Source organism: Kribbella sp. NBC_00482 (assembly GCF_036013725.1).
Classification (GTDB): domain Bacteria; phylum Actinomycetota; class Actinomycetes; order Propionibacteriales; family Kribbellaceae; genus Kribbella.
Genome location: NZ_CP107881.1, coordinates 4,164,746 through 4,178,969 on the forward strand (window position 1 = coordinate 4,164,746; position 14,224 = coordinate 4,178,969).

The following is a 14,224-nucleotide window of genomic DNA, read 5'->3' on the forward strand; positions in this document are numbered from 1 at the left end:
TCGCCGATCCGACATGTCCTCCCGAAATCTCTTCGAGAAGTCCCGCTATCGCGCATTCTGCAGCGGCGTTGCCGACGCCGCGGACTCTCCATCCGCTCGACGCGTGAGCCATTGCGCTAGTAGGTGGTCCGGACCGTGCCGCCGAGCTCGGCGGCCAGATCGGGCGCATCGGGTGTGTTGATGATCCAGGACGACCGTGGTCACGAACCATTTCAACGGCGAGTCAGCCAACCCAGCCTGGGTCGTTGACGGCACCAATATCCGCAGATACGCCGAGCTCGTCGGAAACTACCTGGCGCTGACCGTCGACGGTGGCGGTGGACAGCTCACGATCTCGAATCCGCATGGCGACATCGTCAGTACCGGCGACGCGCCACCGTCCAACTCGGCAGCCGACGGGATCGACGGCTGGAACAACTTCGACGAGTTCGGAATCGCCGCCGCAACCAACACCGCGTCCACCGGATCGACGAACTATGGCTGGGTGGGGCGAGCCAACGAGCCACAACCCCGACCGGAATGGTGCTGATGGGCGCGCGCGTCTACAACCCCAGCACCGGCCTGTTCACCTCTGTCGACCCAGTCAGGCGCGGAAACGCGAACCAGTACACGTATCCCACCGACGCGATCAACCGGTCCGACCTCAATGGCAAGAAGGAACGTGCAGAAGGCGGAGGCGGCACCGGCGACGGCAAGCTGACACGGGCACAGAAACGTCGATTGATTCGCTACGCGAAGCGCGTGATGAAGAACGCCCGCAAGCTGCTGAAGAGGGTTCGCGCACTGCGGGCCCGGGTTCGCAGAGGGGATCCTGTTCCCGGCAACCAGGTTCGGAAGTACGGCAGGTGCATAGCTTCAATCCTTATGTTCGGGCTCGGTCTTGCCGGCGTCGCAGCCGGAATCATGGGGCTGGAAACGCCCGCCGCACCCTTCGCCGCGGTCGAGTTGGTCTTCGCGATCATCGACCTGCTCGTCGCAATATGGTCGTACTACGACTCCTGCGTCTGGCCGAACTGACCAGATCTCTGATAGGAACTGTATGTCTATCTCACGGCACTCAGCCCTGATCGTTGTCGCGATCGGCGTCCTCGCGTTGGTCCTCTTACTGTTCGTCCAGTCGTTCCTGTTGCGGACCGTCGTAGCAGCTGGCGGTGCATTTGCGGTCAGCTCGTGCCGCCCCAGGTTCGCCCAGGGATCGGAATGGAGCCCTTGCAGCGGCCGCCGCTCTGGGGGCTCGTGCTCTTAGGTGCATTCTTCCTGGGTGTGCGTTCACTGACCGCATACGTGGCGCTCGGTGGAGGTGCCGGCACTATGACCGCCTTCGGATGGATTGGAGTTGTATTCCTGAGCTGTCTGGGAGCGTTCATCAGTGTTGTGCTGCGGAAGGTTGACCAGGGCGCCAGGTCTGCCGTACCTGCCGGTGCGGCGGACGCGGTCCGATCACGAGAGTGAAGACACCGGCGTTAACGAACTTTTCGTCGGTGTCGGTGATCTCGCGCTCCCGGGCCTGCAGCAACGTCCTCCAGCACCCCATGCCCGTCGACAACCCGCGTTGTCGCACTCGATCACGATCGGTCCCGTTCAAGCGGTTGACCCGCGACGTGCGTTGCTCAGATCCCTACGGTGAGAGAACCTCCCAACGTGTGGCGTCCTCCCTCAGGCCCACACGGGACGGGATGCCCTGTTCTCGCGACCAGGGCACTCCGTTCACCGCGGCGATACGGGATCTGATCCGATCGCTGACCTCGATATCGTCGGGCTTGGGCGCGACTGTCGGCGCGAAGTGGCATGCTGGCCAGACGAGATTCCGCTGGGGGAGGGGCTTTGGACGGGGAACAGAAGTGGACGTGGGTCGCGCCACCGAATTGGCCGCCGCCTCCTGACGGCTGGAGTCCGAATGAGGGTTGGCAACCTGATCCTGCCTGGGGCGCGCCACCTGCCGGTTGGCAGTTCTGGCAGCTTCGGGTGGATCCCGCGCCGGCAAGTCCGGTCATCGTCGACACGTGGGAAGAGGCGGAGCGTCTGGCCGCATGGCATATGAAGACCCTCGGATTCGCCGACGCGGCCGTTACCAGGGCCGGGACTGACGGAGGCATCGACGTTCGAGCCGAGCAGGCGGTGGCCCAGGTCAAGTACTACTCGCAGGCGCCGGTCGGAGCTCCGGCGGTTCAGCAGTTGCGCGGAGCAGCGTACGACCGGCAATGGGCGATCTTCTACTCGCTCAGCGCGTATACGGTGGCCGCATCTGCGTTCGCCGATTCCGCAGGTGTTGCGCTGTTCTCGTACGACGTGGCAGGAAATGTCGCCGCAGTCAACGGACCTGCCAAGTCGCTGGCGGCGACCGCGAACGTGGATGTGGGATCGCGCCCGGAGATGTTCGAACTTCATCGATCGGTCCAGGACTCCGTGCAAGCCATGGTCGATCAAGAGCCGGCGGTCATGCGCACGATCCTCGACTACGCGGCCCGCGCTCGACAGGAAGGTGGATACTGGGCGGTTGTCGCTCAGCAAGTGCTCGACATCCTCAAGGAGAACTCGTCCAGGCTGTCGCGTCTACTGGTGGACTCGGGCGGATCGGTCAACTCGGAGTTCATGCACGAATTCGAGGCGATCATGGTCTCGAATCGCAAGGCTGCCAACCTGCTGTCGATCGACCTCAGCCGGTTCGAGCGCTGAGACAAGCGCGGTCGTCCCAGGGGCATCCGCAGGAGTTGTCGGCAGGGTATGGAGTCAGATGCGTTGACGTCGACGGAGCAGGTAATCGACAGGAACCGGATCACGTACCGAGGTGACGATGCCGGTGCATTGAGTCGAAGGTTCAGGGAGACGATTCGACGGAGCTACCGGCGGGCGTTTCGATGGGACGAGGCGCTGAGCGGGGGACTGCGTCGCCCGCAGTACGGCGCGTTGCTCGCGGTGCTGTCCTACTGGACGCGCAACCGTTCGGAGCCGGCGACGGTGGTGATGCCGACCGGCACCGGCAAGACGGACACGATGATCGCCTTGTTCGTGGCCGGACAGATTCCACGGCTGATCGTCGTTGTTCCGACCGACCCGCTGCGCGACCAGATCGCCGACAAGTTCATGTCGCTGGGAGTGCTGCCGGGCAAGCGCCTCCTGCGACGAGCTGCCCGCAAGCCAGTCGTGGGCAGGGTGATGCATGCCTTCACCTCCGTCGACAATGCCAAGGAGTTCGCGGAGCTGTGCAACGTGGTAGTGACGACGCCGTCGGCGCTCGAGGCCTCATCCGAGGAGATCAGGCTCGCGTTCCTGGCGGAGTACAGCAACCTGTTCGTGGACGAGGCCCATCACATACCGGCGACCACCTGGAACCGGATTCGGGAATCGTTCGCGGGTAAACCGGTCGTGCAATTCACCGCCACTCCGTTCCGGCGGGATTCGCAACGCCTCGGCGGACGGTTCGTCTACTCGTTCAGCCTCAAGCAAGCCCAAGAGTTGGGTATCTACTCGACGATCGACTACGTGTCGATCACCCCGACGACCGACACCGATCGCGTCGTTGCCGAGGCGGCCGTCGCGCGGTTGCGAAACGATCTGGACGACGGGTTCGACCATCTCCTGATGGGCAGGGCCAGTGGTATCGCCGCGGCGAATCGACTGCACGCGCTGTACGCCGAGCTAGCACCGGACCTGAACCCGCAGCTCCTGCACAGCAAGGTCGGCGCACCTGCGCGCCGGCAGGCGCGTGCTGCTCTGGACTCGCGAGCCGGACGAATTATCGTCTGTGTCGACATGCTCGGTGAGGGGTACGACCTCCCGGAACTCAAGATCGCGGCGCTCCATGACGTCCATCGCAGCCTCGGTGTGACGCTCCAGTTCATCGGGCGGTTCGCGCGTACCAGCGACACGGTGGGGCCCGCGTGCGTGGTCGCTCCCCGGAGGCCGGGCAGGATCGACGAGACGCTGCAGCAGCTCTACCGCGAGGATTCCGACTGGAACCAACTCATCCGCGATCTGAGCGAAGAACGTATCGTCGAACAGGAGGCGATCGACGAGTTCGAGGGCGGCTTCACCGGCGACCTGGTCAGCCTGCCGGTACGGGCGCCGCTCCCGAAGATGAGCACGGTGGTCTATCGGACCGCGTGCGACGAGTGGAGGCCGGAGAAGCTGGCGGAGCGCTTCCCAGCTGAGCGCCTGCTCACCGGCCGATTCCTGATCAACCCGGAGTGGCACGTGCTCTGGTTCGTCACCGAGGATCGCCGGCCGATGATGTGGGAGGGGTTGGCGGCGGTGGAGGACGTGTCGCACGAGCTGTATGTCTTCTACTGGGACAGCGAGCAGGGCCTGCTGTACATCAACTGCTCTGCGAACGAAGGCCACTACCAGCCAGAGGCCGCCGCCCTGTGCGGTCGCGACGCACAGCTGATCCGCGGTACGACGGTGTTTCGCACGATGGCGCCCCTGGAACGGCGGGTGCCGACCAACGTCGGGCTGCTGGACAGTCGCAACAGATGGCGCCGCTTCACCAGCTATGCCGGGGCCGACGTGACGGAAGGCTTCCCGACGGTCGAGGCACAAACCAAGTCGCAGACGAACATCTTCGCGACCGGGTACGAGGGCGGCCGCCGGACGAGCGTCGGTGCGTCGAGAAAGGGCCGGATCTGGAGTTACCGCTCCGCCCCGACTCTGAAGCATTGGGTCGACTGGTGCGACGAGATCGGCGCGAGGCTGACGGACGAATCGATCGACATCGACGCCGTTCTCGCGGGCTTTATCCGGCCGGAGGTGGTCGAGACGTGGCCGGATCTGGTCGCGCTTGGCGTCGAATGGCCGGTCGAGCTGCTCGAGGCCGATCCGGACAGCGTGATGATCGAACTCGGCGATGACGCCGTACCTCTTGTCCTCGCCGAGTTGGCGATCGTAGATCCTGCGCCCGGGCCTCCGATCGTGGCCGTGCGTACTCCCAGTTGGGAGGCCCGATACCGAGTCGACGTGGACGACAACGGGATGACGGTCACGCCGATCGACGCCGATCCGGTGGTGCGGCGTCCGCGGTCGGCGCCCGGGTTGTCAAGCCTGCTCGCGCGCTACGGCTTCCGGGTCCTCCTGGAGGACGACGCCGTTGTCGAACCGCCAGGCGTGCTCTTGCGGCCGCAGCGTGACCTGCCACCCTTCGACGCGGGTCGACTGGTGCCAGTCGATTGGACCGGCATCGACATCCGCCGCGAATCCCGAGGCCAGGAACGTGATCCGGCCTGCGTTCAGGCCCGCGCGCTCGAGTGGCTGCTCGGCGAGGAATGGGATGTGGTCGTCGACGATGACGGGGCCGGCGAAGTCGCCGATATCGTCGCGCTGCGACATGACGGAGACACATTGTTCGCACGGCTGGTGCACTGCAAATACTCCTCGGGGGATGCCCCTGGCAGCCGGGTGGCGGACTTCTACGAACTCTGCGGTCAAGCGCAGAAGAGCGTGCGGCATCGCAGCGATCCGTACGCGATGATCGAGAGACTCATTCACCGCGAGCGTCTGCGTGTCGGTGGCGGACGATTGTCCGGCCTCGAACGAGGGACGGTGGATGACCTCTACCGCCTGGGTGACCAAGTCTCCAGGTCGGCGATCACGCTCGAGATCGTGCTCATCCAGCCAGGTCTGAGCCAGACCAAGGCGTCCGAGGCAGTACTGCATCTACTTGCATGTACCGAGGTGTACATCGCAGAGGTCGGCTCTGGGAGCCTACTCGTTCACTGCAGCGCCTGACCCAAGCCACTGCGCTGTCGCGATAGTGGTGTCAGAGGTTCCATACTCATCGTCCGGGTGCGGCGGCCGACTGTTCGGCCTGCAGCGGGCAGTAGTGAGTGACCAGTTCAGCGACTAGAACGTCGTCGATCGCCGGATGGCGCTCGCCCGTGACTGGGACGAACTGGTCGAGGAGGTTCGCAAGCTCGACGCCTTCGAAACTTCCTGAGGCCGCCGGCGGACCGGTGGTCGTCGCCAACGTCAGCCGCTGGCGTAGCGACGCGCGCTTCGTGCAACTGAGGTGCAGGGCTGATCCCTGGCCCAACTCGCGAAGACACGTCTCGAGCTCAGGAACTTGTACGGCGAGCGCAGTCCGAACAGCTTCGCGAGGGAGACTCGAGCTGCCATCTGGGTGGCCGGGTGTCGAGGACGGATCTACGCGCTCACGCCCACGACGACCGCATGCCCCGTCTCCAGCGACTCTCTGATCAGCCGTGCGATCTCCTCCGTCGCGACCCCACGGCTGCCGATCCAGCCATCCCGCACAAGCCCGGTGAACTCCGTGTTGTTCAAGTACCTCGAGACGTTGGAGTAGCCGATCCGCGGCCCGCCCTTCGGGCCCTTGCAGGTCCCGAGCAGTTCGAGAAAGTGCTCCCGTGCGAAGTACATCCCCTTGATCAGCGACCGTGGGTCATCGGTCCGTGGATCGGGGTCGCACAGTTTCAGCCAGCCTGCGGAGGAGGACAGCCGGAACTCTCCCGGTTGATCGCGGCACAGATCGTCGATCCTGCCGAGGCGTTCGAGTTCGATGGTCAGTTGATTGTCCGGCCGGTAGAAGAGCTCCTTCTGAGTACCCGAGCGATCCGCGATCATCCGTTTGTACTGGATCAACACGAACGAATTGCGAGCCTCGTTGTGGTAGACGACGTCGACTCCGGTCGTGTGTTCCACCGGTGTGCGATTGGCGTTCATGATGTGCACCCGCCGTGGACCATCGGTGAATGTTCTCCACGCGATGTTTCTGTTCGGTACCGCGGTCCAGTCCGAGAACAGCTCCACGTCGTGCGCGATGAGCGCGTCCTCGCGTTCGTTGTACTCCGGAAGGCCTGCCAGGAACGGTACGTCGGCAACATCGGACGGCTGCCAGTCTCGCAGCGCACTCCGGTCGATGCCCTCGAACTCCAGCAGCATCCCGGTGGCATCACGTTCCTGATTGAGCAACTCGCCTCGCCGGCCGCGAGGGATCGTGGCTGTAGGGCGGCCCAAGCGTTCTACGAGGTGCTGCGAGAAGGTCAGCAGGCTGAGCAACGCTTTCACCACTGCCTCGCCGGCGGCCGGCGACAGAACACCCCTCGCTCGTACGACATCTCGGTGACGAGCGGGCAGCGCCTGGCGGAGTTCCTGCAGGGACGGCTCCTCATCGAGAGCGCTGACTTCGGACAGCATCACAGCCCGATCTCTGCTGGTCACCCGCCGACCGGCCCGGGCTCGAGCGAGCCAGCGAACCGTGCCGGTCTGCTCATCGACGAGAAGCGCGAGATGGGTGTCCTTACCCTGCCAGGTGCCGGCCCGCCAGGCCTCGGAGTAGTCCATGCTCTGCTTGAACGCCGACCTGCGGTCAAGCGTGTCCGCGTCATCGGGTCCACACGACAGGATCGCCACCATAGGGAGATCGTGGCATGGTACGGGGAGGCAGGGAGCGGGGGAGCGCCGTCAGCAAGTCGACGGGCTCGTTGAGACCAGCATCGGAACCGAGTCCGGGATCGCGATCGGCAGCGGAACCTGCAATTCGGGACTGCACCCGATGGGCATCGAACTAGCCCAGAAGTACCTGGATCGCCTCCTCGCCGAAAGCGCGGGAGGTCGCGCTCGAGACCGCGTCGTATCGCTGCGGGCCCAAGCTCCGATGTGTCCGGCATCGAGCTGCTGTGCCTACCGTTGCTGGCGCTCGGGTGTACCGCGTTTCATCAGCGTCACCATCAGCCTCGCGCCTTCAGCCTCCGCGAAGCTCCACGACAGCTGGGCGAACGGCGACCTGGAGACCGCTCGCCTAATCCACTTCGGTCTGCACCTGCTGGTGGAGCTCTGGTTCGTCGAGACGAACCCGGCGCCGAGCAAGTACGTCATGCGTCGTCGCGGTCTTCTCACCTCGACACACATACGACCGCCACGCAGTGAACCGATAGCGACCTGGATCGCGCGGATCGCGCGGATCGACGAGCTGCTGGCCGCTGGGGCGGAGTACCTGCTCGGCGGCTGACGGGGAGATAAGCCATCAGTCAATGATGCGATGCGGTCATGGGTGAGCGTGCCGAATGTGTGACCTTTGCCGTCCATGGGTGTGGTGACGCTGGCCGCGTTGGTCATGCTCGCCGTGCTCCCGGCAGCCATTCCCTCGACCGTGGGCATCACGATCGGGTCCGACGAGTACCTGCTGTCTTACTTCGTGACTGCTGCCGAACTCGGAATCGGTGTGCTGTCGATCGGTGCGGCGCGCTGACCGACGCGGCCGTCCGGCTGATCGCGGCGAGTTTGCGGTGTTTCACGGTGCGACCGCGGTCCTCGGGGCAACCCATGAGCGAGCAGCAGATAGAGTCCGCGATGTGTCGAAGCTAGGTCAACTGGCGAGCCGAGTCACCAACTGGGGCGCCGCCGTCGGTGGGATAGTGGGTCTGGTCGCGGTCTTCTTTCCAGAGGTCCGGCAATGGATGGTCGCTCACGGCCTCCTGGGATGGATCGTTGCAACTGCGGCGATCATCCTGCTGCCAGTGATTTCCTCAATCGAGACGCACGTTCGGGTCAGAGCAAAGTCCGATGCCAAGGATCACGGTCTGGTCAAGGATCGGCTGGCCGAGTGGTCTGTGGACAGCGAGTTCTTCACCTACCTTGTGGAGCATGCCGACCACAACCACTTCTCAGCAGCTGCGGCACATCAGATCGAGGATCGCGTACGCGCCTGGAGCTTGGACCAGAGGTCGATCAGCTACCGGAAACTGCGTAGCTCCTGGAATGACGTCGACTCGGCTGCGCAAGCGTACTCAGGAGCGATTCTCGAGAATATGTGGACCTGGGACACCGGTCCGCGAACCAAGCCGGATCCTGAGTTTCTTCGTGTCCCCGTCGAGTGGCAGAGCGCTGACCTGCGTCGATACGACGCAGCCCATAAGCTCCTCAGCGAGAGGCGCTCCGCGTTCGTGACAGCTCTCCGAGATCTGTTCAAGGTTCTGCATGACGTAGCTCCGCTTTGACCCAGCCCGACGCCCCTTCTGCCGTGTCCGAGGACATCCGCCGCATGCGCGGTGAACGCGAACACGGACAGGAGTCCGGTGCCTCCTCCAGCACCGCCGCGTGTCGGCGTCAGAGTGGTCGAGCGATCTGGGGGCAACCTGATCCGACTGCTTGCTGGTCTGGAGGCTGCGCTGTATCGTCACCGTCAGTCAGGGGGATGGGGGAGCATCGTAAGGGTTGACTGCGGCTACTTGGGTCTGGGTGCCGGTGGGGGCGGGGGCGGCGCCGGAGAAGTTGGCGGACGCACGTTGATGTTCGAGTTCTGCACTCGGTTTCCGAGTTCCGATCCGGGTTCGCGATCGCCGTCTTCCTCCTCCTCGTAGTAGGCGTTGTCAGGATCCTCCGTCGGGTTCGACATGCGGCCTCCGGTAGTTCTGGGTTGAAGGGGGATCGATCATTCTGTCTGTGCACCTTACTCTTCAAGGACCGCGGGTCCAGCGGTCTCCTGCGGCGGGGTGATCGATGCCGACCTCGGTTGTCGCGCTCGTCATTCTGATAGCGCTTGCCTTTCCAGGCTACGTTTTCCAGCGGCGTGTTCGTTTCAACAACCCAGAGGTCAGCCGGTCGGCCTTCGACGAGGTCTTGACAATCCTGTTCGGCGGCGTCCTGATCGACCTTTTCGCGATTCTGCTGATAGCACTCTTCGGTGCTCTGACCTCCATCCGTGCGCCGCACGTGGGTGAATTCGTGGAAACGCCGAGGCAATACTTCGCGCAGCACGCGGTGCTGGTGTCCCTGTGGTTCGTCGCGTTCCTGATGGTCGCGGCGGCGTTCGCGTCCGCCGCCGGATCGGCTCGGTGGCAGGCACTTGTGCGTCGCTTTGCGGGCGACCGGCTGGATCGGCATGCGCGCCGCAATCCGAATCAGTCCGCGTGGTGGCTCCTGTTCAACGAAAATCCGCACACGCGAGTCTACGTAGGATGCTTTCTCACCGATGGCGGTTATGTGTCGGGATACCTCTACAGTTTCAGTACGCTGGCCGTCGAGACACGGGACCGCGAACTGACCCTGCATGGCGACATCAGTTACCGCGCGGCCGGTGCGAAACAGGCGATGGTTCTTCCGAACGTCAATGCGGTTTCGGTCAGTGCTGATCGAATGCAACTCATCACCGTCACCTATGTGGAGGCAAATGCACCTTCACCTGCCCCGAATGGCGCCGGTCATGCATCCGCCGGCTAACGGTGCATGGATCGCGCGTGTCACGCCGGCCGCCGCAGCCGAACTGTTCCGGGCAGGCGCCCTCGCGTCGCGAGCCGACTCCGGCGCGATCGAGCTTCACCATCTGGAGCACGCACTACTGACGCCTGCGCCAGGCGCCACGCCAACGCGACTGCTCACGGCGCTTCGCTCACTCTCTGCCTCGCCGGAGATCCGTCTACAGGAGTCGGAAGGAGGCACGGCAGGCCGATCAGGGAGGTTGCCGCGGCCGTCAGAAGCCGTACTTGCGGTGCTGGCGAACGCCGTCGGGCTCGCCGAGCTCCATGGTGAGCAGGACGCATCAACGCTCCATCTGTATGCCGCGCTCCTCGACCATGACTCGATGGCTGACTCGGCTGCCGATGCAGCCGTGACAACCGATGTACTCCTGGCCCACGCGCAGAGGACGGCATCCTCGGCGCCGGTCGACGACAAAGCACCGTCGGCTGACCCGCGGCCTCAGCCGGTGATTGCGGGCCCCGCTGCCTACGCTGCGAGAGACCGGCTTAACCAGCGCACCACCGGTAGGCGATCGGCGACCGTGAACGCCTTGCTCAAGGACGTCCTGCCTACGGGCGAGCACATGAACGGCCCGCTGAGTTGGAATCGGGTGCGCTACTACGTGGTCGCGACTGTGCTCCAGTACGTGGCCTGCGTCGTCGCCTCCCTCGCGTTGGTCGAGCAGATGCTGAACGCGCATGCCTACTGGAAACTCGCGTTGTTGTTGCCTCTGATGGCTCAGCCGATGGTGTTTTCGCCGTGGTTGCTGGTTCCGAGCCGCTTGCTGGCGGCTTGGTTCGCAGCTCCCGTTGCGGCCATTGCGATACTCGTGAGCTGTGTCGTACTCGTCTTCGAGGCACACGCTCAGCTCTGGTTGCTCCGGGTGAGCCGCAGACAGCCGGATCTTCCTGTTTCGGAGACTTGGCGACCGTACTGGCGGAGCAGTTGGCAGCTGTTCGCAGGCGGTTCGGAGCGAGGCGAACATGAGAAGGGATGATCTCGGCTGGCCCGGCTCGGATTTGGAGGCAGTCGAGTGGCTCCGGCGACGCGGGGGACCAGAGGAGCGCGACTATGAGGAGCTGGCGGTTCTTGCGGATGTTCGGTTAGCCGGCAAGCCCTTCGGCTGGCGGGATCCGTTCGTCTGGTCGCGTCTCCTGGATGCGTTCGTGGACTTCCGGACGCTCCGCGCTGCTCGAACGAGTGCTTCGCGGATCGGAGTCCTCGCCGCTGACGACTCGCGGATCCTGAATCACGACCTGCTTGTCGTCCCGATCGCCGTTCGCGCCGCGTTGGCGCTGGCGGTCGGACTCTTCGGGGTGCTGTCGTCCGCTGATCCGGTGCAGGTCATGCTCCTGGTTACCACGACCGCTTTCCTCGGGGTGATCACACCGATCGCACTCGGGCTTGTCGCGGGGAGTGTGTTCTTCGGAGTCGATCAGTGGTGGTACAGCGTCGGCGCGTTCGCAACCGGGTGGTGGCTGATCGCCGGGATGTCGATGCGTGGATTCCTCCAACGCGGTTGGCAGCAACGGGGCCCGATACTCGGTTTCCTCCCGGTTGGATCGTTACTGCGGTTGTTCGTCACCCGAAGGCTTTCGGTGTTCGCGACGGTCGTCGATCTGGCCGTCGCGGGTGATTCCGAAGTTGCTCCGAATTTCGTTGCTGTCAGCACGGACCTGCCGTCCGAGTGCGAGCCGGTGCTGGACGTTTGCCGTGCGCTCGTCGCCCTGCACAGCGGCGACATCGGCGACGCCGTGTCAGCGGTCGCGACGGCCCGAGCCGCGTTGGATGCCTCGACCGACCAGGTGCGTGGATGGTGCACCCTCCAACTCGCTGTGATCCTCAGGGCCAGTGGCCGGGACGACGATGCCCGCGCCGCGCTGACGGCGGCCCGCTCTCAGCTGGTGGGCCATCGGGCCCGTCAGTGGCGCCGCCGTGCGGAGCTCCTCTCGGTCGAGGCGGACGTCGAGGCTTGGCTCGCGGTCAACCCTGACGAAGGGGACGGACTGAGCGGACTGCTGCGGGCGATCCATCGGCTGCGGTGGATCGGCGTACGGCGTCATGATTCTCAGCTGATCGAGCGGACCGAGTTCTGGCTGGCGAGATTGATGATCGGTCTCGGCGAGCTGGATTCCGTCCGGGTGGTTTTGAGGCGGGTTGCAGGAAGAGCAGACGGCCGCGTGAAAGCCGGGGGTAGTCCTCACGAGAGCGCAGCAGAACTCGTCCTGCGGGCCAGCCTCCATGGCGAGGACGCGCAGGCTCTGGCCCAGGCGCGCGAGGATGCTTCCGCGGCGCTCGCGCTGTTGGACGCCAACACCAGGCCGCTGGCCGCGGTAAGAGCCCGGTTGGTGCTGGCCGAGCTCGATGAGAAGGAGGGCCGAACGGACGCTGCTCTGGGCCAGGCGATTGCTGCGGTCTCCGTAGCGAACCGGGCGCGCTACCAGCTCCCGTCCAGCCGATGGCGCTCTCAGTGGGCGCTGCGACAGCTCGATGCGTATGCGGTGACGCTCCGTCTCGCGGATCGTGTCAATGACAGCCGGCTGGTCGCCGAGATCATCGAGATGGCTCGCGGGGAGGTACTTCCCGCGCAGTCGTCAGCGGCCCAGTCCGGCATGCTGTCGATCCTCGATCTGACGAGCGATCGATCGGTAGCGGCTCGAGCCGTACCGGACAAGCTGTCGCCCGAAGAAGCCGCCGACGCGGCGGTCCTCGCGGGTTTCAATCCAGTGGTGAAGCCCGCCCATGCTCGAGTCGGGTTCGAGCACCCTTGGCCGGCGGAGGAGGGAGCGGAGGAATTCGACCTCAATCGCGAACTGATTGCGACTGCTGGTCGATGCTGGTATTGGAACGGCGTGACCGTAGCTGATCGGCACTACTGGAGTGTTCGCTCCCCGGACGGCATCTGGTCACATGGGATGGTCGATCTGACGCCTGGAGGCACGGCCGACCGGGCGCTGAGTGCCCTTCGGCTCGCGCTCCCGCTTCCGAGGCTCCACGAAGACGCCGGAGCGCGTCGGGTCCGAGCGACCTCCGGGGTGCTCTGGCATCCCGTACCGGCATCACGTGAGATCGAACTGCTGGACGAAGTGGCGAGAGCCTTCCTGCCCGGCACCTTGCGGGACGGCCTGCTGAGGGAAGGGCTCCGAAACCGCAAGCTCCTGGTGTCGATGCCGGCTTCGCTCAGTTACGTACCGTTCGCCTGGCTACCGCTGTCGACGCAGCCGGACATCCGGCTGGTCGAACGGGTCGCGGTTCAGCACGTTCCTGCCTGGGCGGTGCTCCGGCGAGCCTCGATGCGAGCTCGTGAACCTCTGGAGGGTCAATGGCCGGTGCGGCTCGCCGTCATCAACCCGAGTGGCGATCCCGGGCTGAAAGAGGTACTGCACCCCCCTCGGGATGTAATGCATGTCAGCACTCGATCGCTGACCAAACCAGACTTCGCGGCCGCTCTCGAAAGCGTGTCGGAAGACCGCGACTGGCTGCTCTATGTCGCCGGGCATCTTGTCGCCGAGTCCGGGAAGTCGAGCTTGCACGGCCTCAGCGTCGCGGGCAAAGATCTCGATGGTGTGCTGACTATGCGCGACCTGGCGAGTGTTCATCCCGACGGAAGACCGCGTTATCCGCTGCCGTCGCGGACTCTGGTGGTCGCCTGCGACGGAATCGGCCTGGCTTCCTTGAACGGTTCGGATGAGGGCGACGCGCTGGCCAACGAATGGCTGGGCTTCAGTGCGGGACTACTCATGGCGGGCGCGGATCACATTTGCTGCACGGCCTATCCGGTGCTCGACGATGTGGGCCTGAGAAACACCGCCCACATCCTGGCGCGCGAGCTCACGTCGCAGCCCGATCCGTGCTTGGCATTGGCTGAATTCCAGCGTAGGAGGCTCGCTCGTTGGCGCCTCACAGGGCGCGGAACTCCGCTGCAATGGCAGTCTTTCGTGTACCTGGGGCGTGCGTAGTGATCAGGTTGTTCGGAGCGGCCGTCGTCCGCTGGCTCCCTGCTGTCGTCATCCTGATCGCCCTAGTGCCGAGAGAT

Annotated in this window: 11 protein-coding genes; 10 read left to right on the forward strand and 1 reads right to left on the reverse strand. The window is 64.6% G+C overall.

All coding sequences use genetic code 11. The features are described 5' to 3' along the window. The first annotated feature begins 196 nt into the window (after window positions 1-196). From OHB24_RS20530 to OHB24_RS20545, 4 genes are all read left to right on the forward strand, one after another. A complete protein-coding gene (locus tag OHB24_RS20530) occupies window positions 197-529 on the forward strand; it encodes a hypothetical protein (protein ID WP_327640687.1) in 333 nt (110 codons plus the stop codon). Further along, on the forward strand, window positions 520-1,017 hold the full coding sequence (locus OHB24_RS20535; RefSeq protein ID WP_327640688.1) for an RHS repeat-associated core domain-containing protein: 498 nt from the start codon (window positions 520-522) through the stop codon (window positions 1,015-1,017). The genes OHB24_RS20530 and OHB24_RS20535 overlap by 10 nt, the downstream gene beginning before the upstream one ends. A 948-nt stretch (window positions 1,018-1,965) precedes the next feature. Then, a complete protein-coding gene (locus OHB24_RS20540) occupies window positions 1,966-2,676 on the forward strand; it encodes a restriction endonuclease (RefSeq protein ID WP_327640689.1) in 711 nt (236 codons plus the stop codon). A 48-nt stretch (window positions 2,677-2,724) separates the two neighbouring features. Further along, a complete protein-coding gene (locus OHB24_RS20545) occupies window positions 2,725-5,721 on the forward strand; it encodes a DEAD/DEAH box helicase (RefSeq protein WP_327640690.1) in 2,997 nt (998 codons plus the stop codon). 414 nt (window positions 5,722-6,135) lie between these two features. Here OHB24_RS20545 and OHB24_RS20550 read toward each other — a convergent pair whose 3' ends face one another. Next, window positions 6,136-7,365, reverse strand: coding sequence for a hypothetical protein (locus tag OHB24_RS20550; protein ID WP_327640691.1), 1,230 nt, complete (start codon window positions 7,363-7,365; stop codon window positions 6,136-6,138). 139 nt (window positions 7,366-7,504) lie between these two features. On the opposite strand from OHB24_RS20550, the gene OHB24_RS20555 reads away from it, so the two are divergent. The 6 genes from OHB24_RS20555 (at window position 7,505) to OHB24_RS20580 (ending at window position 14,147) form a co-directional block, all read left to right on the forward strand. Then, entirely contained in the window at window positions 7,505-7,960 is a 456-nt protein-coding gene (locus tag OHB24_RS20555) for a dihydrodipicolinate synthase family protein (RefSeq protein ID WP_327640692.1), read from the forward strand. Window positions 7,961-8,035: 75 nt separating this feature from the next. Beyond that, entirely contained in the window at window positions 8,036-8,200 is a 165-nt protein-coding gene (locus OHB24_RS20560) for a hypothetical protein (protein ID WP_327640693.1), read from the forward strand. A gap of 103 nt (window positions 8,201-8,303) precedes the next feature. Next, window positions 8,304-8,948, forward strand: a complete 645-nt coding sequence (locus tag OHB24_RS20565; protein ID WP_327640694.1) for a hypothetical protein — start codon at window positions 8,304-8,306, stop codon at window positions 8,946-8,948. Between the two features lie 502 nt (window positions 8,949-9,450). Continuing rightward, window positions 9,451-10,170, forward strand: a complete 720-nt coding sequence (locus OHB24_RS20570; protein WP_327640695.1) for a DUF6338 family protein — start codon at window positions 9,451-9,453, stop codon at window positions 10,168-10,170. 268 nt (window positions 10,171-10,438) lie between these two features. After that, window positions 10,439-11,185, forward strand: coding sequence for a hypothetical protein (locus tag OHB24_RS20575; RefSeq protein WP_327640696.1), 747 nt, complete (start codon window positions 10,439-10,441; stop codon window positions 11,183-11,185). Between the two features lie 292 nt (window positions 11,186-11,477). After that, window positions 11,478-14,147: a hypothetical protein gene (locus OHB24_RS20580; protein WP_327640697.1), complete on the forward strand. Its 2,670-nt coding sequence runs from the start codon at window positions 11,478-11,480 to the stop codon at window positions 14,145-14,147. Window positions 14,148-14,224 lie beyond the last annotated feature (77 nt).